Source organism: Amycolatopsis roodepoortensis (genome assembly GCF_024628825.1).
GTDB lineage: Bacteria > Actinomycetota > Actinomycetes > Mycobacteriales > Pseudonocardiaceae > Amycolatopsis > Amycolatopsis roodepoortensis.
In genome coordinates this window covers 7386828-7403628 of sequence record NZ_CP102415.1, presented here as the reverse complement: position 1 = coordinate 7403628, position 16801 = coordinate 7386828, and the positions used below count along the sequence as shown (strand labels likewise).

General features: G+C 70.2%; 19 protein-coding genes. 3 read left to right on the top strand and 16 right to left on the bottom strand.

The annotated features are described in order from the left end of the window. Window positions 1-65: 65 nt before the first annotated feature. The 3 genes from NQK81_RS35650 to NQK81_RS35640 are packed head-to-tail and all read right to left on the bottom strand — an operon-like array spanning window position 66 to window position 1707. Window positions 66-452 carry a hypothetical protein gene (locus tag NQK81_RS35650; RefSeq protein WP_126734443.1) on the bottom strand — a complete coding sequence of 129 codons (387 nt, stop codon included), beginning with the start codon at window positions 450-452 and terminating at the stop codon, window positions 66-68. Window positions 453-510: 58 nt separating this feature from the next. Continuing rightward, window positions 511-906, bottom strand: coding sequence for a VOC family protein (locus tag NQK81_RS35645; RefSeq protein WP_126734444.1), 396 nt, complete (start codon window positions 904-906; stop codon window positions 511-513). Window positions 907-960: 54 nt separating this feature from the next. Further along, window positions 961-1707 (bottom strand): helix-turn-helix domain-containing protein, encoded by a 747-nt coding sequence (locus NQK81_RS35640; protein ID WP_257484994.1) that lies wholly within the window; start codon window positions 1705-1707, stop codon window positions 961-963. A 135-nt stretch (window positions 1708-1842) separates the two neighbouring features. Here NQK81_RS35640 and NQK81_RS35635 point away from each other — a divergent pair, with 135 nt between their 5' ends. Further along, on the top strand, window positions 1843-2271 hold the full coding sequence (locus NQK81_RS35635; RefSeq protein ID WP_257484993.1) for a YybH family protein: 429 nt from the start codon (window positions 1843-1845) through the stop codon (window positions 2269-2271). 62 nt (window positions 2272-2333) lie between these two features. On the opposite strand, the gene NQK81_RS35630 is transcribed toward NQK81_RS35635, so the two are convergent. Next, window positions 2334-2861, bottom strand: coding sequence for a YceI family protein (locus NQK81_RS35630; protein WP_257484992.1), 528 nt, complete (start codon window positions 2859-2861; stop codon window positions 2334-2336). Between the two features lie 85 nt (window positions 2862-2946). Then, window positions 2947-6162: an ATP-binding protein gene (locus tag NQK81_RS35625; RefSeq protein WP_257484991.1), complete on the bottom strand. Its 3216-nt coding sequence runs from the start codon at window positions 6160-6162 to the stop codon at window positions 2947-2949. Between the two features lie 105 nt (window positions 6163-6267). Here NQK81_RS35625 and NQK81_RS35620 point away from each other — a divergent pair, with 105 nt between their 5' ends. Both NQK81_RS35620 and NQK81_RS35615 read left to right on the top strand, forming a co-directional pair. Continuing rightward, complete coding sequence (locus tag NQK81_RS35620; RefSeq protein ID WP_257484990.1) at window positions 6268-7158, top strand: NAD(P)-binding domain-containing protein; 891 nt, start codon at window positions 6268-6270, stop codon at window positions 7156-7158. Beyond that, a complete protein-coding gene (locus tag NQK81_RS35615) occupies window positions 7158-7928 on the top strand; it encodes an SDR family oxidoreductase (protein WP_257484989.1) in 771 nt (256 codons plus the stop codon). The genes NQK81_RS35620 and NQK81_RS35615 overlap by 1 nt, the downstream gene beginning before the upstream one ends. A gap of 160 nt (window positions 7929-8088) precedes the next feature. On the opposite strand, the gene NQK81_RS45480 is transcribed toward NQK81_RS35615, so the two are convergent. The 11 genes from NQK81_RS45480 to NQK81_RS35560 are packed head-to-tail and all read right to left on the bottom strand — an operon-like array spanning window position 8089 to window position 16796. Then, a complete protein-coding gene (locus tag NQK81_RS45480) occupies window positions 8089-8757 on the bottom strand; it encodes an MDR/zinc-dependent alcohol dehydrogenase-like family protein (protein WP_371878826.1) in 669 nt (222 codons plus the stop codon). Further along, the gene (locus NQK81_RS35605) at window positions 8714-9163 is read right to left on the bottom strand and encodes a CBS domain-containing protein (RefSeq protein ID WP_257484988.1); all 450 of its coding nucleotides are present in this window, start codon (window positions 9161-9163) and stop codon (window positions 8714-8716) included. The genes NQK81_RS45480 and NQK81_RS35605 overlap by 44 nt, the downstream gene beginning before the upstream one ends. After that, window positions 9160-9366: a hypothetical protein gene (locus tag NQK81_RS35600; protein WP_257484987.1), complete on the bottom strand. Its 207-nt coding sequence runs from the start codon at window positions 9364-9366 to the stop codon at window positions 9160-9162. Before NQK81_RS35600 ends, NQK81_RS35605 begins: the two co-directional genes overlap by 4 nt. Before the next feature lie 18 nt (window positions 9367-9384). Continuing rightward, window positions 9385-9888 carry a hypothetical protein gene (locus tag NQK81_RS35595; RefSeq protein WP_257484986.1) on the bottom strand — a complete coding sequence of 168 codons (504 nt, stop codon included), beginning with the start codon at window positions 9886-9888 and terminating at the stop codon, window positions 9385-9387. Window positions 9889-9892: 4 nt separating this feature from the next. Beyond that, a complete protein-coding gene (locus NQK81_RS35590) occupies window positions 9893-10837 on the bottom strand; it encodes a Dyp-type peroxidase (RefSeq protein WP_257484985.1) in 945 nt (314 codons plus the stop codon). Beyond that, window positions 10834-11178, bottom strand: a complete 345-nt coding sequence (locus NQK81_RS35585; protein ID WP_257484984.1) for a hypothetical protein — start codon at window positions 11176-11178, stop codon at window positions 10834-10836. Before NQK81_RS35585 ends, NQK81_RS35590 begins: the two co-directional genes overlap by 4 nt. 45 nt (window positions 11179-11223) lie before the next feature. Further along, window positions 11224-12474, bottom strand: coding sequence for a PucR family transcriptional regulator (locus tag NQK81_RS35580; RefSeq protein ID WP_257484983.1), 1251 nt, complete (start codon window positions 12472-12474; stop codon window positions 11224-11226). Next, window positions 12471-15101, bottom strand: coding sequence for an ATP-dependent chaperone ClpB (gene clpB / locus NQK81_RS35575; RefSeq protein WP_257484982.1), 2631 nt, complete (start codon window positions 15099-15101; stop codon window positions 12471-12473). Before clpB ends, NQK81_RS35580 begins: the two co-directional genes overlap by 4 nt. 2 nt (window positions 15102-15103) lie before the next feature. Beyond that, a complete protein-coding gene (locus NQK81_RS35570) occupies window positions 15104-15415 on the bottom strand; it encodes a chaperone modulator CbpM (protein ID WP_257484981.1) in 312 nt (103 codons plus the stop codon). Continuing rightward, complete coding sequence (locus NQK81_RS35565; RefSeq protein ID WP_257484980.1) at window positions 15412-16314, bottom strand: DnaJ C-terminal domain-containing protein; 903 nt, start codon at window positions 16312-16314, stop codon at window positions 15412-15414. The genes NQK81_RS35570 and NQK81_RS35565 overlap by 4 nt, the downstream gene beginning before the upstream one ends. Further along, on the bottom strand, window positions 16314-16796 hold the full coding sequence (locus tag NQK81_RS35560; RefSeq protein ID WP_257484979.1) for a nucleotide exchange factor GrpE: 483 nt from the start codon (window positions 16794-16796) through the stop codon (window positions 16314-16316). The genes NQK81_RS35565 and NQK81_RS35560 overlap by 1 nt, the downstream gene beginning before the upstream one ends. Window positions 16797-16801: the final 5 nt, after the last annotated feature.

Sequence of the window (16801 nt, the reverse complement as noted above, 5' to 3'; positions counted from 1 at the left end):
GAGCCGTTCCCGCCACGGTGCCCCCGTTTCCCCTCTTCGTCGCCGTGTCACCGTACTGGAAGGCTTCAGGCCAGGGGGCGGACGAACCCCGCGATCCGGGGCGTGACGACGGCGGTGCCGTCGTCGATCATCTCGCGCATCCCCGCCAGCACCCGTTCGTCCGGCGAGCCGTGCACCTGGAAGTCCACCACCGTGCAGTGCGCCGACACGGCGTTGATGTGGTTCTCGGAAACCCGCCAGTGTTCGAGGACGGCGTCGGAATCGGCGTACATCTGGTAGCTGTAGGCCAGCATCCGGTCGGCGTCCACGAACGTCTGCACCATCACCTGCGGCGCGTTGCGCTCCACGAAGTCGATGGCGTCCCGGACGGCGGCGGTGAACTCCTCCAGATGGCCGTCGGTGATCCGCATGGTGTTCCGGAACAGGAGCATTTCGTCAGCTTCGAGAGTCATGGCCTCATGGTCGGACCTCGACCCGGCTGGAGGTCAACGGGGCGTCCCGTGCGGTCCGTCACAGGGCGCCGGGGTCGTAAGCCAGCAGCTCCCAGGAGTGGCCGTCCGGGTCGTCGATCGCCCGGTTGTACAGCCAGCCCATGTCCTGTGCCGCGCGGGGCTCGGTGGCACCGGCGGCCAGGGCCGCTTCGGCGAGCCGGTCCACTTCTTCGCGGGATCCGGCGGCCAGCGCGTTGATCACCTCGATCGGGCCGTCCGATGTGGACCGCTTGGTGAACGTCGCGAACGTCTCGCGGGTCATCAGCTGCACCAGGATCGTGTCGGCGAACGCCACCTGGACGGAGGTGTCCCCGCTGAAATCGGGATTGACCGTTCCGCCCATCGCCAGGTAGACCTTCGTGCTCGCTTCCAGGTCGGTGACCGGCAGGTTGACGTAGATCTGGGTGATCGCCATGACAAGCCCTCCAGGATGTCTCGTGTGCCGGGCGCTCCCGGCGTCACCACGAAACTACGGGCGGACCATGACGTCGGTCTTGTACAGAAGCGACAACATCTCGTCGCCGTCGGCCCGCCGCAGCCGGGAGGCCGTGCAGCCGGTGAACCGGGTCAGGGAGCGCGCCAGGTGCGGCTGGTCGTGGTACCCGGCCAGCTGCACGACCTCGATCGCGGGTATCCCCTGCCCCAGCAGCATCACGGCCTGCCGTGCCCGCTCGATCTGGCGGATCGCGCCCTGGGTCAGCCCCGTGGCCGCGGCCACCCGCCGCTGCACCGACCTCGGCGTGACCAACGTGGCCGCGTCGCCGCGAAGAACGTCGGTGACCAGCGGGTCACGCATCAGCAATCCGGCACGGACCAGCCGATCCACGAAGACGTCGGCGTTGTCGTAAGAGGGCGTTTCCCACTCCTCGCCCTGCAGGACGAACGAGCGAGCCGTGGTGTGCGGGCTCGTCACGGCGGTGTCGACCAGTTTCGGCACCGGCAGCGGCGCCAGGAACGCACCGTGCGAGAAGATGATCCCGACCGTTTCACCCTCGCCGGGTTCCAGGTCCAGCACCGTGGGACTCGTCTCGGGGCCGCGCACCGCCACATGCGTCTCACCCCGGTCACGCCACACCACGAGCTCCCAGTTCGAGTTCGCGATGGACCGCATCCGCGCCGGCATCGCGACGGCCTCCGTCCCGGCCCGGTAAACCCGCTCCACGTACGGAGAATCGGACGGGCGCTGCTCGACGCCACCAGCCGGATCAAGGCTCACGGTCAAGAAACTAACACTCGGGCGAGGCCGGTGAAGCCCTCGTCCGGCCGCCTGACAATTCGCCGGGCCGCGTCGTCGGACTACCGGAACCACGGGGATCGCCGCCCCGAACCGGACGGTGAAAGGGAGAACACGATGACTTCACTCGATTCCGATGTCAGGGAATTCCTGGCGAGCCGGGTCGCCGCCGCCGAAGCGAAGGACATCGACCGGCTCATGTCCCACTATTCGCCCGGCATCGTCTACTACGACGCCGTTCCCCCGCTCCGGTTCACCGGAACCGACGAGGTCCGCGGCAACTTCCTGCGGTGGTTCGACGGCTACGAAGGGCCCATCGGCCTGCGGACGCACGAGTTGGTCGTCGCGGCGAGCGGCGACGTCGCGTTCGCGCACATGCTGCACCTCGATTCCGGGAAGCGCACGAACGGCCTGGAAACCTCGATCTGGGTGCGTTCGACCGTCGGTTGCCGCCGATCGGAGGGCGCGTGGCTGATCACGCACGAGCACATCTCGCTGCCGATCGACATGGAGACCCTGCAGGCCTGGTTCCCGCCGGAGACGTGAGCGGCGCCAGGCCGGATCGGGCGGGGCGGCACGTGTCCCGCCCGATCCCGACGCCGTGGTGGTCACCGCCGGATCAAGACGACGTCGAGTTCCAGCCGCACCTTGGCGCCGACCATGACGCCGGTCGCGGCGTTCCAGTTCACGCCCCAGTCCCCGCGGCTGATCGTGACGCCGCCCCGGAGGCCGACCCGCCGGTCGTTCTCGGCGCCGGTCAGCTCGAAGCCCACCGTCACCGGCTTGGTCACGCCGCGGATGGTCAGGTCACCGGCGACGTCGAAGCCGGTCTCTCCGACCTGGTCCACCGCGGTCGAGGTGAACGTGATGACCGGGTGGTCGCCGGTACCCAGGAACTTGGCGCTCAGTTGTTCGTCGCGTCGTTCGTTCCGGGTCTGGATGCTCTTCGCCTGGATCACGAGCCGTGCACTGGATTTCGACGGGTCGTCACCGTCCAGGCGCGCACTTCCTTCGAACAGGTCGAACCGGCCGTGCACCCTGGTGCCCATCGTGTGCCGGGCGACGAACCCGATCCGCGTACCGGCGGTGTCGAGGACGTAGTCGCCGGTCAGCTCGCTCAACGTGGTCGTGGTCATGTCTGGTCGCTCCTCGCCGGTACGGTGTTCGGTTCGGTGGTACGACGAGGCACCCTCACCGGATGTGAGGAGGTTCCCGGAAGCGTCACAGTTCGTCGAAGGTCGTTCCGGCGCCGTGCTCGAACGCGGCGGCGAAGTCCTGCTCTCCCAGCGCTTGCCGGGTGGCCGCCGTGATCCGCTCGACGTCGCCTCGTTCGGCAGAGGGCAGGGGCGCTCCCGCGGATCCGCGCAACGCGGCGGCCATGCCGAGCAAGTGCGCGGCGTGGCCGTGGTGTCCCGCGAGGGCTTGCGCGCCGGCCAGGCCTTCCAGCGCGAGCGCGATCGCGCGCGGGTCCACTGTGGAGCGGGCGGCGCGGAAAGCGTCCAGGTGCAGGGCGAGCGCTTGCGCGGTGTCGCCGCGTTGCTCGGCGATGAAGCCGAGCTCGGCGAGAATAAGCGCGACGCCGGCGTCGCCGTCCCAGCGGCGGCACCAGTCGAGCCAGTTCCGCAGATGCTTCTCCGCCGCGTCGAGCCTGCCCTGCCTTCGGGCACCGAGACCGAGACCGACCTCGGCGTACTGGATACCCCGATGGTGCGACTGCTCGATGGCGAGCCGCATCGACCGGTGGTGCCAGTCGTCGGCGGCGGCGTAGTCGCCGTCCAGCAGGGCGATCCTGCCGAGCCCGGACAGCTCCCACGCGGCTTCGGTCCGCAGGCCGAGCTCCTCGGCGGTGCGCAGCCCGTCGCGGTGCAACCGGGCCGCCGTGCCGTAGTCACCGACGACTTCGGCCAGCACGGCGAGCACCTGGCCGGCCTTGAGGCGGCCCCAGTGGTCACCGAGTTCGCCGAAGACGGCCAGGCTCTCCCCGCCGAGCCGTTCGGCCACGCCGAGGTCACCCCGGGCGAGCGCGAGTGCCGCCCGCGTGCTCGACACCGCCGCGATCCCCCACCGGTCCTCGGTGGCGCGGAAGGCCGACAGCGACCGGTCGGCCAAGTCCTCGCTGGTGGCCGGGGCGCCGAAACCCGCCTGCGCGAACCCGAGGAACCATTCCATTCTGGCCAGGGTGGCCGGGTCGTCGATGCCGTCGCACAGCCGTCGCAGCTCCTCGGGTGACGGCGCCGGTGTGCCGGTGTCCCGGATCATCAGGGAGATTCCCGCGTGCCATACCCGAGCGATGGCCGAGGCGGCGCCACGGTCGACGTCGAGTCCCAGGACGAGTTCGAACGATCGGCGGGCTTCGCCGAGCCTGCCGCGGAGGAACCAGTACCAGCCCAGCGCGCCGACCAGCCGCAGGCCGAGCGCGACGTCGCCCTCGTCGACGACGGCGTCGAGCGCGCGGCGGAGGTTGGCGGTCTCGGCGTCCAGCGATGCCAGCCACCGTCGCTGTTGCCCGCCGCGCAAGTGCGGTTCTGCCTGTTCGGCCAGCTCCGTGTAGTAGCGGCTGTGCCACCGCCGCATTCGCGCCGCCTCGCCGCTTTCGCCGAGGCGTTCCCGGCAATACGCCGCGATCGATTCGAGCAGCCGGTACCTGGCACCCGAAGGAGTGTCGACCACGACGACCAGCGACCGGTCGACCAACCTCGCCAGCAGGTCCAGGACATCGTCCGGCCGCACGCCGTCTCCCGCGCACAAGGTTTCGGCGGCGGCGAGGGAACAGCTGTCGGCGTGGACGGCCAGGCGGCGCAACACGATCCGTTCCGCCTGGGTCAGCAGCTGCCAGCTCCAGTCGATCATCGCTTCGAGGGTGCGGTGGCGGGCCGGGCCGCGACGCCGTCCACCGGTCAGCAAGCGGAACCGGTCGTTCAGCCGGGTGGCGACTTCCCGCACGTCCAGTGCCCGTACACGAGTGGCGGCCAGCTCGATGGCGAGAGGGATGCCGTCGAGGTGGCGGCAGACGGCGGCGACCGCGTCGGCGTTGCCCGCGTCCAGCTCGAAACCCGGCGCGGCGGCGGAGGCGCGCGCCACGAACAACTCGACCGCGCTGGATCGCCGCAGGACGGACGGCGGCGTGCCGGGTTCGGGTAGTTCCAGCGGCGGCACGGGCCAGACCTGCTCCCCCTCGACGGCCAGCGGTTCCCTGCTGGTGGCCAGGATGTGCAGCCCCGGCGCGGCCGCCAGCAGCCGGCCTGCCAGGTCGGCGACCGGCTCGACGACGTGCTCGCAGTTGTCGAGCACCAGCAGCGATCGCCGGGTGCGCAGCGACGACGTGAGCCGGTCGATCAGCGGAAGCCGCTCACCCGTGGGCAATGGACCCGCCGGGGTGTCGTCGCGGAGATCGAGGACCCTCGCCACCAGATCGACCACCGCGGTGCCCGGGTCGCCGTCGTCGGCCCGGTCCAGTGCGCTCAGTTCGACCAGCCAGGTGCCGTCCGGGAAGGTGGCGGCCTGCCGCCGGGCGGTCTCCACCGCCAGCCGGGTCTTGCCGACGCCACCCGGCCCGGTGAGGGTCACCAGCCGGCCCGTGTCGAGCATCGATCGCACTACCGGCAGGGCTTCCGCGCGGCCGATCAAGGGCGTCAGCGGAGCCGGCAGGTTCGTCCGCGGTCTGGCCGGGTTCGCCGCGGGGACCAACGTGGGCGACTGCGCCAAGATCGCCTGGTGAAGCTCCGCCAGCTCAGGGCTGGGATCCACTCCGAGCTCCTCGGCCAGCCGCCGCCGCAGCGTGCGATAACCGGCCAGCGCCTCGCTCTGGCGGCCGGCGAGGTAGAGCGCGCGCATCTGCGCCGCCCGTAACCGTTCCCGCAAGGGGTGCGCCGTCACGAGGTCGCCCAGCTCGCTCGCCACCGCGGCGCCGTCACGATCGTCGGCGTCCAGCCTCGCCTCGGCCTGCTCCTCGATCGCGTACAGCCGCTGTTCCTCGAGACGTTGCGCGAGAGGGCCGGCGAAGTCGGTGTCCTCGAAGCCGGCGAAGGCGCGTCCCCGCCACAAACCCAGTGCCTCGGTCAGGACCGCCGCCCGGTCCGCCGGATCGCGGACGGTCCGCGCGCGGGCGAGCAGCGCCTGGAACCGGTGCATGTCCAGCGCGTCCTGGCCGGCACGCAGCAGATACCCGGGACGGCGCGACACCACGAGATCCCGGCCGCCCGGCTCGGCCTCCGCGAGCGCCCGCCGCAGCTGCCACACCCTGGTCTGCAGCGTGTTGGCGGGGTTGCCGGGAAGCGTGTCGCCCCACAGATCCGCGATGAGCCGGTCGGCCGACACCAGGCGGCCCTCGTTGGCCAGCAGGTCGGCGAGCAGAGCGCGGACCTTCGATTCCCGGATCGTGACCGGTGTCCCGTCCGCCGTCCACACCTCGAGCGGACCGAGCACCCCGAAACGCACGTCACCACAGTAACCCCGCCGGACCTAGACCAGACCTTGACCGGATCCAGTGCGGCTCACTTCAGGGTGCGAAGCGGAAGAACGAAGAAACAGAACGGAGTTTTCGTGAGTGAGCAAGATGCCCTCACCCCGGTGACGGTCGTCGGCCTCGGCGCCATGGGCAAAGCGCTCGCGGCGGCGTTGCTGAAGGCGGGCCACCGGACGACGGTGTGGAACCGGTCCGACGCCAAAGCCGACACCCTCGTCGCCGACGGAGCCGTGCGAGCGGGCTCGATCACCGACGCGATCACCGCCAGCCCGGTGGTCATCGTCTGCCTGCTCGACTACGGGGTCATGCACGAGGTGCTCGCCCCCGCCGCCGATGCCCTTTCCGGCCGCCTCTTGGTGAACCTCAGCAACGGGACCCCTGAGCAGGGCCGCGAGACCGCGGTCTGGGCTGCCGGGCACGGTGCCGAATACCTCGACGGCGGCATCATGGCCGTGCCGCCGATGATCGGCCACCCCGAGGCCCTCGTGCTCTACAGCGGCTCCAAACCCGCCTTCGAGCAGCACGAAGGCCTGCTCTGCCGGCTCGGCGACAGCCGGTACCTCGGCACCGATGCCGGGCTGGCGGCGCTTTACGACCTCGCCCTGCTCAGCGCGATGTACGGACAGGCCGCGGGCGCCCGGCACGCGCTCGCCCTCGTCGGCACGGAGCGGGCCGACCTGCCGGAATTCACCTCGTCACTGCTCATCCCCTGGCTCACCTCGATGACCATTGGACTGCCCGCGCTCGCCGAGCAGACCGACGCCGTCCGGGAAGCCGAGGACCCGGTGTCCCCGGAAAGCATGCAGGCGGTCGCCATCGCCAACATCGCCGAGGCCAGCGCCGGCCAGGGCGTCGACGGCGAACTGCTCTCCCACCTGCTCGTCCCGCTCCGTGACCTCATCGGCCACCGCGGCGCCGGGCACGATCTGCCGGGTCTGATCGAGCTGGCCAGGAAGGCGGCGCTGTGATGCCGGCGGGGAAATACGCGGGCAAGAAGGCCGTCGTCACCGGTGGGACACACGGTATGGGGCAGGCGGTCGTCACGGCGCTGCTCGACGGCGGTGCGGAGGTCGTGCTGACCGGACGCGACGAGCGGAACATCGAAACGGCGCGGACCGGACTCACGTCCCGCCCCGCCCACGTGGTCCGCTCCGACGCCACCAGCATGGCCGACATCGACGCCCTCGGCGCCTTCGTCGAGGAGAAGCTCGGCCGGGTCGACCTTCTGTTCGTCAATGTCGGCATCGCCAGGATGGAACCCTTCGAGCAGGTGACCGAAGCGTCCTACGACGAGAGCTTCGCCACCAACACCAAGGGCGCCTTCTTCACCACGCAACGGCTGGCCCCGCTGATCCGTGACGGCGGTTCGATCGTGTTCACCACCTCGATCGCCGACGAGGGCGGCGCCCCCGCCATGACCGTCTACTCCGGAGCGAAAGCCGCGGTCAGGGCGTTCGCCAAAGGGATCGCGAGCGAACTGCTGCCCAGGGGTATCCGGGTGAACACGCTCAGCCCCGGATTCATCGACACCCCGAGCATGGGCATCACCGGAGTGTCCGACCAGGACCGGGAAGGTTTCATGGCCGCGGGGGACGCGGCGACGCCCATGAAACGGCACGGAACGGTCGACGAGATCGCCGCGGCGGTGCTGTTCCTGGCCTTCGACGCGACCTTCACCACCGGCGCCCGATTGACCGTCGACGGCGGACTCGGGCAGGGCATCTCCGCCCCGCGGTGATCCACGGCGTGTGAAACCGGTGGCGCGGCCCGCCCGTAGGTTCCTATGGGCGGGCCGCGCCACCGGAGAAGTGTTTGTGTCCTTTGTGGAGGGTGGCGATCGTGTCGCCGGGCACGACACCGTGACGACTTTCCCCGAAAGCGAAAAACCACGCGTCCTCTCAGCCCTCTGAGCTGCGGCTTTCCGCCCCACTGAGGATCAACCGCCTCCGCCGGGGAGCTGGGTCATGACCAGCGTCCGCCGAGACCGCTCCCTCTGGATTCAATGCGGCTGCACCGGCTTGGTCGCCCTCCGTGTGGCCTACGCCGCCTACATCCACGGACGCCAATTCGCCCTTCGCTTCGGCGCCGACACGATGACCGCCTCTATCTGGCCGTTTATCGTCGACGGCCTTCTCACCACCGCGATCGTCGAACTCTGGAAACCCAGTCGCGACGGCTCCAACCGGTGCTCGGCCGTCGCCGCCTGCCCACCCCTTGCCCTGCTGGTGGACCATGCGCGCTCCGGGGGCGAGCAGGTCGAACGCGGCACGGCCCGCCTTCCCGCCGACACCATCGAGGACCGCTGTCACCGGGCCGCCCACGATGGTCGCCCCGTCGGTCAGGGCCACGGTGGCGCGGACGTTGTGGGCCGACTGCGCGAGCAAAGGCCCGAGCCCCTCGCCGAGCTTGTCGACGACTCCGGCCACCGCTTGCCCGGGAATCGCCGCGTCACCACGGTCCACGACGCACGCCTTCACGGCGATCCGGACCTGCCCTCGTCCCGGGCTGGGCGCGGGAACCCGCTCATAGACCGGTTTTCCCGGCTTGTATTGCCGTATCGCGTGCATGTTTCTCCTGAGAGCGGGCCCGTGCCGCCACATCGGCGTCGGAGCAGAAACCAAGACCGGTGCGCTTGAGGCACAGCAGACCGAGCAGACCGCCGTCGCCGTCCACCACGGCCAGCCTCCGCCGGCGGCCGCGCATCGCCAGCCACGTCGCGAGCAGATCGGCATCGGGGCCGACCACCCGGCCGGTCAGCCGTCCCGCGCGCCACGCGGGCATCCCACCGGGGAGGCCCGTGAGGTCCGGCCGTTCGACGACGCTCACCAGTACCGCGCCCGCGACGACCAGCGCCACGTGCACGTGGTCGTCGCGGAACAGTTCGCGTACCTGGGCGACGGTCGCCGTGTGATCGAGCAGCTTCGGCGCGCGGAGCATCGCCTCGGCCACGGTCGCGCCACCGAACCGGGTCACTCGGTGTCGTTCCATTCGGTGTCGGCGCGATCGGCCGCGGCGGTGCGTTCCCGGGCGATCTCCAGCGCCCTGCGAGCGGTTTCCTCGTCGGGGTACGGGCCGAGCAGGTCCACGCCACGCGACCGGCGGCCTCGTTCGACCTCACCGGTCCTCGTGTTGAAGTACCAGTCCTGCTCGGGTCCGGTTTCCTGGATCCAGTTCATCGATGCCTCTCAGCTGATTCAGGTGCCTGGCAGCCACGGCGGCTGCCAGGCGGGATAGCCCTCCACCAACGTGTCCGCCGTGGGCGGGCCCCACGTGCCGATCGCGTACGGTCGCGCGGGCGGCGGGTAGGCGAGGAGACTCCTGGCGGAAAGCCGTTCCACGACCGGCGCGAACAACGACGGTGGCAGCGCGAGGTAGTACAGCGGCCGCCGGACGTTCGCCAATTCCTCGGCAAGCGCCTCGTACAGGTCCGGGTCGTTCGCGTCACCGCCCACGTACGTCAGGCGGCGCACCAGGCGCGCGAAGACCGTTTCGTCGAAATATTCTCCGGATTTCTCGATCGCCTGCCGCGCCAGATCCCTCAGGTCCGAAGTGGACAACCCGCCGGAAGCGACACCTACCACGGGGCAGCGCAGCACTCCCCGACGTTCCAGCCGGTACAGCGCGGGTAACGTCATCTTCGCCGCGAGGTCGCCGGTGATCCCGAAGATCACGAGCGCTCCGGCCTTCCAGTCCCCCATCGCTTCAGTCCCGGCCGGCTGGAAGCGCGGGAGGGTCGGCCAGGAAACCGGCCGGTGGAACGAAGTACAGGCCGCCCGTGACCGCGGTGGACACGTCGAGGAGCTGATCCGGTTGCTCGGCGAGGAACATCCTGGTGAGCATCCGCTCCGTCACTCCCGGGTCGGCGGCGTATCCGCAGAAGTAGGTGCCGTACTCGTCGCGGGCGATGGACCCGAACGGCATGTTGTCCCGAAGGATCTTGCGTTCGGTCCCGTCGGGGCCTTCGATCGTGGTGAGCGCGACGTGGGAATCGACGGCCTTCTCCGCGTCCGCGATCTCGACATCGTCGGCCAGCTGCCTGCCCACCGCCCGGTCGCGTTCCTCGACCGGCTTGGCGGTCCACTTCGCCAGATCGTGCAGGTACTTCTGCACGATCAGATAGGAGCCGCCGGTGAAGCCGGGATCCTCGTCGGCGACGAGCGCGGCCACACCGGCGGCGTGGCCGACCGGGTTCTCCGTGCCGTCGACGTAGCCGAGCAGATCCCGGCGGTCGAAGTAGCGGAACCCGACCGTGTCGTCCTGGACCGAGACCGCGGTGTCGAGGCGGGCCACCACCCGGCGAGCAAGTTCGAAACACGGGTACAGCCGCGTCGCCCTGATGTGCAGGAAGAGGTCGCCGGGTGTGGATGGCGCCTGGTGCCTGGATCCGGACAGGGCGCGGAACGGATGAAGCAAGGCCGGGCGCTCACCGGTGAAGAGCCGGTCCCACGCCGCCGAGCCGATGCCCGCGACGCAGGTCAGATGTTCGTCCGGCAACGGGAACCCGACCGACCGGACCATCCCCGCCAGATCCGGTAGCAGGTCGTGTACGGCCGCCTCTCCCCCTGCCCCGATCGTCAGGGTGAGGAAGAGCGCGCTTTCGGTCAGCGGCGCGAGAACGGGTTGGGCCAGGTCTTCCGGTGTGCTCACAGCAGTCCCGCGTCTTCGGGGGTCACTTCGCAGGTGCGCTCGCGCTGCGTGGAATCGGAGACCTGGACCACCGTGCCGGTCCCGCAGCCGCGCCACGCGACCGCGACCCCTTGCGGCAGTTCGTAATCGGTGCCGATCGCGCCACGGGACGCGGTTTCGGCCGGGCCGACGTGGTAGGTCCGGATGTTCCCGGTGCTTTCCCCGTCGACCTTCGTCACCTCGTAGACGAAGATCGCGACCCGCTGGCCGACGGCGGGGAAATCGGGAGGCCACGGATTGTCGAACAGCCCGCCCTGCGGCGTGCCGATGGTCTTGGCGGTGATCGTGCGCTGCTCGCTCATGAGACTTCCCAGGATTCGATGAAAGGTTCGGGGTACGACAGGGGATCAGCGCTCGCCGAGCAGCACCGTGCCGGACCGGCGCGGCGAGCTCAGGCTCAGCGCTTGCAGGGCGGTCACCAGTTCGGCGACCTGCCGGGGCTCGGTCAGCGACCGATCGGTCAGCTCGCGGATCCGGCGCAGCCGGTACCGGACTGTGTTGGCGTGGCAGTGCAGAACCTGCGCCGCCCGTTCGGACGAGCCACCGACGGAGAAGTAGGCCTCCAGCGTCTCCAGCAGTACATCGCGTTCCTCCGCGGACAGGTCGAGTACCGCCCCGAAGACCTCGTCCGCGAGCCGTCGCCCTTCGTCCGGGTCGTAGGCGACGAACGCGGCGAGCGGGCTGGCGCTGAACGCGCGGGCCTCGCGCCGTTCCGGCTGGATGCCGGCGAGGGCCGCGCGGGCGAGATGGAGTGCGCGCGGGGTGTCGGTCAGCGACCGGTACAGCGGGCTGATACCGGTCCGGGCCCTGGCCACGTCCTGCAGTAGCGCCAGCAGCGCGTCGTACTGCTCCTCGCGCAGCGACACGACACCGGCCTGCTGCGTGGGCGTGAGGTGCCACGCCGAGACGATGCCGAGCCGCGCCAGTCGCCGCTCGATGCCGACCAGGCTCTCCTGAGCAAGGCTCAGTGTTTCGGCGGTGACCACCGCGAGCTTGCCGTCTAGCGAAAAGCCCAGTAGCCGTCCCGCTTCCCACGGCCCGGCGTCGAAGACCCGCTGGCCGGTGAACAATGCTTCGGCCAGCGCCGAACGCCGTCGTTGCTGGGCCGCGAGCAGCTCGGCACTCGTCGCCCGATAGGCCTCGGTGACCCGGACCGCGTGGCCGTCGGTGACCTGCCACAGCAGGCTCGCGACGTCGGCCAGCTCGTCCATGGCGCCTTCCGAGGCGGACGCGCGGGCGTGCCGCACCAGCAAGTCCCACAGCATCCCGCAGGCGACCCGGTACACCTGCAGTACTTCGGGCAGTGGGGCGCCCTGGTGTGCCCTGCGGGCACCGGTGTCCTCCGGAGCGGTCTGGTCGGGGTCTCCGGTCCCGGCCAGCGCGTCGACCATGAACCGCAGGTTCACCGCGATCGACCGGCGCAGGTCGGCGCGCGGCACGATCCTTTCGTCGCGGTAGAGCTCGATACGCTCGCGAACGGCCGCGCACACGTCGTCCACGAGCCGCGGCAGCCGGGCTTCGATCCAGTCGACGAGCGCGGCCGCGACGACGGACGATCCTTCGCGTACGGGATCGACCGGTGAATCGGCGTCGGTCACGCCGCTTCCTCGGTGTCGGGGTTCCTGCAGGTCACGGTGAGCTTGCCGTCGGCGAGGCCGAGCTGGATCACGGCGCCGTCCCCGACCTCCCCGCCGAGCAGTGCCCGTCCGATCCGGGTCTCCACTTCGCGGGCGAGGAACCGGCGCAACGGGCGCGCGCCGTAGACCGGGTCGAAACCCTGCTCCGCGATGTAGCGCAGGGTGTCCAGGGGCGCGGCCAGTGTCATCCGCCGCGCCGCCAGCCGCCCGCGCAGGTCGGCCAGCATCAGCTCCACGATCCGCTCGATCTCCGGTTCGGTGAGCGGGGTGAACAGCACGATGTCGTCGATCCGGTTCAGGAACTCCGGACGGAAGTGCCCGCGCAAGGCGGCCATGACGGCGTCACGCGCGTCGGGCTTGATCTCCCCGCCGGCGTCGACACCGTCCACGAGGAAGTGGGCGCCGATGTTGGAGGTCATGATGATGACCGTGTTGCGGAAGTCGACCGTGCGGCCCTGCGAGTCGGTGAGCCGTCCGTCGTCGAGGACCTGCAACAGCGTGTTGAACACGTCCGCGTGCGCCTTCTCGATCTCGTCGAGCAGGACGACCGAGTACGGCTTGCGGCGGACGGCTTCGGTGAGCTGGCCGCCCTCGTCGTGGCCGACGTACCCGGGCGGCGCGCCGATGAGCCGGGAGACCGTGTGCCGCTCCTGGTACTCGCTCATGTCGACGCGGACGATGTTGTCGTCGGTGTCGAACAGGCTCGCCGCGAGCGCCTTGGCCAGTTCGGTCTTCCCGACCCCGGTCGGGCCGAGGAACAGGAACGAGCCGATCGGGCGGCGCGGATCCTTGATCCCCGAGCGGGCGCGGATGATGGCGTCGGCGACCGCCCGCACCGCCTCGTCCTGCCCGATGACGCGTTCGTGGAGGAGGTCGTCCAGCCGCAGCAGTTTTTCCCGCTCGCCCTCCTGCAGCCTGCTGACCGGGATGCCGGTCCACCGTGACACCACGGCGGCGATCTCCTCCTCGGTCACGACCTCACGCAGCAGCCGCGTACCCGCCTGCCGGGCCGCCAGCAGCTCTTCTTCACCCACGAGCCGTCGTTCGAGCTCGGGCAGCTTGCCGTGCCGCAGTTGCGCGGCCAGGTCGAGGTCGTAGGCGCGTTCGGCGGCTTCGGCGTCGTGGCGGACTCGTTCGATCTCCTCACGCAAGGTCTGGACCTTGTTCAGGGCGGCGCGTTCGGCCTCCCATTGCGTGCGCATCCCGCCGGCTTCGGCGCGCAGATCGACCAGCTCGCGGCGCAGTTCTTCCAGCCGTGCCCCGCTCGCCGCGTCGTTTTCCTTGGCCAGTGCGGCTTCCTCGATCTCGCCGCGGGTCAGGCGGCGGCTCAGCTCGTCGAGTTCCGCGGGCATCGAATCGATTTCCGTGCGCAGCATCGCGCACGCCTCGTCCACCAGATCGATCGCCTTGTCCGGCAGGAACCGGTCCGAGATGTACCGGTGGGACAGCACGACAGCGGCGACCAGAGCGCTGTCCTGGATCTTGACGCCGTGGAACACCTCGAGTCGTTCCCTGAGCCCCCGGAGGATGGAGATGGCGTCTTCGACCGACGGCTCGTCCACCAGCACGGGCTGGAACCGGCGTTCGAGAGCCGCGTCCTTTTCGATGTACTTGCGGTACTCGTCGGCCGTCGTGGCGCCGATGAGGTGCAGTTCGCCGCGGGCGAGCATCGGCTTGAGCATGTTGCCCGCGTCCATCGCGCCTTCGGTGGCCCCGGCGCCGACGACCGTGTGCAGTTCGTCGACGAACAGCAGGATCCGGCCCTCGGCGGCCTTCACCTCGTTGAGCACCGCCTTGAAACGCTCTTCGAACTCGCCCCGGTACTTCGCCCCGGCCACCAGTGCGCCGAGGTCGAGGGAGAAGACCGTCTTGCCCTTCAGCCCCTCCGGCACGTCGCCGCGGTCGATCCGCTGCGCCAGTCCCTCGGCGATCGCGGTCTTGCCGACCCCCGGTTCACCGGTGAGCACGGGGTTGTTCTTCGTCTTGCGCGAGAGGATCTGGATCACGCGGCGGATCTCGGCGTCACGGCCGATGACCGGGTCGAGTTTGCCCGCCGCGGCGTCGGCCACGAGGTCGCGGCCGTACTTTTCCAAGGCCTCATAAGCGGATTCGGGCGTCGCGGAGGTGACGCGCTGGTTGCCGCGCACCTTCCGCAGCACCTCGAGAAACTTGTCCCGGGTCAGCCCGGCGGACCGCAACAGCCGTCCGGCGGCGCTCGTGGCGCCTTCCTCCACCAAGGCCGCGACGAGGTGCTCGACCGAGACGTAGTCGTCCTTGAGCCGTCCGGCCTCACGGTCGGCGGCGTCGAGCGCACGAGCGAGCCGGGCGGTCACGCGCGTCTCACCAGGGGCGGAGGCCTGCCCGGTGACCTTGGGACGGCGCGCGAGTTCGGCCTCGACTTCGCCGCGCAGCAGGGCCGGGTCCGCGCCTGCCTCGGTCAGCAACCGCGGGACGAGTCCGTCGGGCTGGTCGAGCAGGGCCAGCAGCAGATGCTCGCCGTCGACATCGGGGTGGCCGAGCCGCAGCGCGGCGGTCTGGGCGTCGTGCAGCGCTTCCTGGGATTTCTGGGTGAGCCTGTTCGGGTCCATGATCAGTCTCCGCTGCGTCGAGATCGGGTACGAAGGGCCGCCTCGAGTTCCGCGATGCGGTCGAGCAGGTCGGCGACGAGGCCGACGGCGGCGTAGTTGAGCGGCAATCCGGCACGCAGACGCCGGATCCGGGCCGCGGCCACGAGTTCTCCGGCCCGGAACCACAGTTCTCCGTCGCTGTCCGTGACGGGTTCGAACAGGCCGAGCGCGGTCAAGCGGCGGACCAGTTCCTCGGACAGCCCGGTCGCGTGCGCGAAGGTCTTCAGGTCGAGGTAGGCGGCGCCGGGGTGGCGCACCAGCGCGTAGGTGGTCATCGCCGGTCGGAGCTCCTCGGGTTGAATGCGGACACCGCGGCCAGCCGTTCGAACTGTTCCCGTTCCTCGTCGGTCAGCTCGGCCGGGACGACCACGGAGGCCTTGGCGTAGAGATCGCCCGCCGCGCCGCGGGGATGGGGAAGCCCGCGGCCGCGCAGCCGGAGCCTCCGCCCGGTCGACGTGCCCGGCGGCACCTTCAACTTCGCTTCCCCGCCGGGGATTTCGAGCGTCACGGTGGTTCCCAGTGCCGCTTCCCACGGCGACAGCGGGAGATCGACCGTCAGGTCCCGGCCGTCGACGCGGTACCGCCGATGCGGCGCGAGGTGCACGATCAGGTACAGGTCACCCGGCGGCGCGCCGTCCGTGCCGCGCCCACCCTGGCCGGCGAGCCGGATCCGCTGGCCGTCGGTGACACCGGCAGGGATGTCGACCTCGATCGTGCGCGGGCCCAGGGTGATCGACCGTTTGCCACCGTGGTGCGCGTCTTCGACGGTGAGTTCGATCGAGGCTTCCTGGTCCGCGCCGGGCATCGGACCGTGCCGCCGGGTCCGGCCGCCGAAGATCCCGCCGAGCAGGTCTTCGAGGTCGATGTCCTCGGCGCTCCCGAACGGGCTCCCCGTGGTGAACGGGCCACCGGACCTTGCCCGTGCCCACGTTTCCGGGTCCATCCCTTCGGGGACCTGCCGGAAATCCGGGCCGAACGCGTCGTAACGGCGGCGGGTCTCCGGCTCCGACAGCACGTCGTAGGCCTCGGAGATCTCCTTGAACCGGTCTTCGGCTCCGGGGTCCTTGTTGATGTCCGGGTGGTACTGCCGGGCCAGTTTCCGGTACGCACGCTGGATTTCCGCCTGGTCCGCGGTCCGGCCCACGCCCAGGACGGTGTAGAAGTCCTGCGCCATCAGTCCTGCCTCGCCACCACGACCGCGGCCGGGCGCAATTGGTTCGGCCCTTCGCCGTAGCCCGGCCGCACCACCTCGATGATCGTGCCCGCAGGCGCATCCCCCGCCTGGACGGTGCTCACCGCTTCGTGAGCGGACGGATCGAACGGCGTCCCGGCCTCGTCGGCGCGGCGGGAGAAGCCCAGCCGTGTCATGACGGCGTCGGCCAGCTCCCGGACGGCCCTGACCCCTTCGACGATCGAGGCTGGGTCGGCGTCCGCGTGCGCCAGCGCGATGTCCAGGTTGTCGAGTACCGGCAGCCACGCGGCCGCAGTCCGGATCCGCTCGATGTCGGCGAGCTGTTCGGCCTCGCGCGCCGTGCGTTTGCGGTAGTTGTCGAAATCCGCCGAGACACGCCGCACGTGGTCTTCCAGGCCCTTGATCTGTTCGCGCAGCGCCGTCTCGTCGACCTGGTCGTCGTGCGCGGTGTCCTCTGTCGTCATCGCGA

Coding starts and splice junctions, on each gene's coding strand:
- NQK81_RS35650 (WP_126734443.1), bottom strand. CDS start 452: ATGACTCTCGAAGCTGACGAAATGCTCCTGTTCCGGAACACCATGCGG.
- NQK81_RS35645 (WP_126734444.1), bottom strand. CDS start 906: ATGGCGATCACCCAGATCTACGTCAACCTGCCGGTCACCGACCTGGAA.
- NQK81_RS35635 (WP_257484993.1), top strand. CDS start 1,843: ATGACTTCACTCGATTCCGATGTCAGGGAATTCCTGGCGAGCCGGGTC.
- NQK81_RS35630 (WP_257484992.1), bottom strand. CDS start 2,861: ATGACCACGACCACGTTGAGCGAGCTGACCGGCGACTACGTCCTCGAC.
- NQK81_RS35615 (WP_257484989.1), top strand. CDS start 7,158: ATGCCGGCGGGGAAATACGCGGGCAAGAAGGCCGTCGTCACCGGTGGG.
- NQK81_RS45480 (WP_371878826.1), bottom strand. CDS start 8,757: ATGCACGCGATACGGCAATACAAGCCGGGAAAACCGGTCTATGAGCGG.
- NQK81_RS35600 (WP_257484987.1), bottom strand. CDS start 9,366: ATGAACTGGATCCAGGAAACCGGACCCGAGCAGGACTGGTACTTCAAC.
- NQK81_RS35595 (WP_257484986.1), bottom strand. CDS start 9,888: ATGGGGGACTGGAAGGCCGGAGCGCTCGTGATCTTCGGGATCACCGGC.
- NQK81_RS35585 (WP_257484984.1), bottom strand. CDS start 11,178: ATGAGCGAGCAGCGCACGATCACCGCCAAGACCATCGGCACGCCGCAG.
- clpB (WP_257484982.1), bottom strand. CDS start 15,101: ATGGACCCGAACAGGCTCACCCAGAAATCCCAGGAAGCGCTGCACGAC.
- NQK81_RS35570 (WP_257484981.1), bottom strand. CDS start 15,415: ATGACCACCTACGCGCTGGTGCGCCACCCCGGCGCCGCCTACCTCGAC.
- NQK81_RS35565 (WP_257484980.1), bottom strand. CDS start 16,314: ATGGCGCAGGACTTCTACACCGTCCTGGGCGTGGGCCGGACCGCGGAC.
- NQK81_RS35560 (WP_257484979.1), bottom strand. CDS start 16,796: ATGACGACAGAGGACACCGCGCACGACGACCAGGTCGACGAGACGGCG.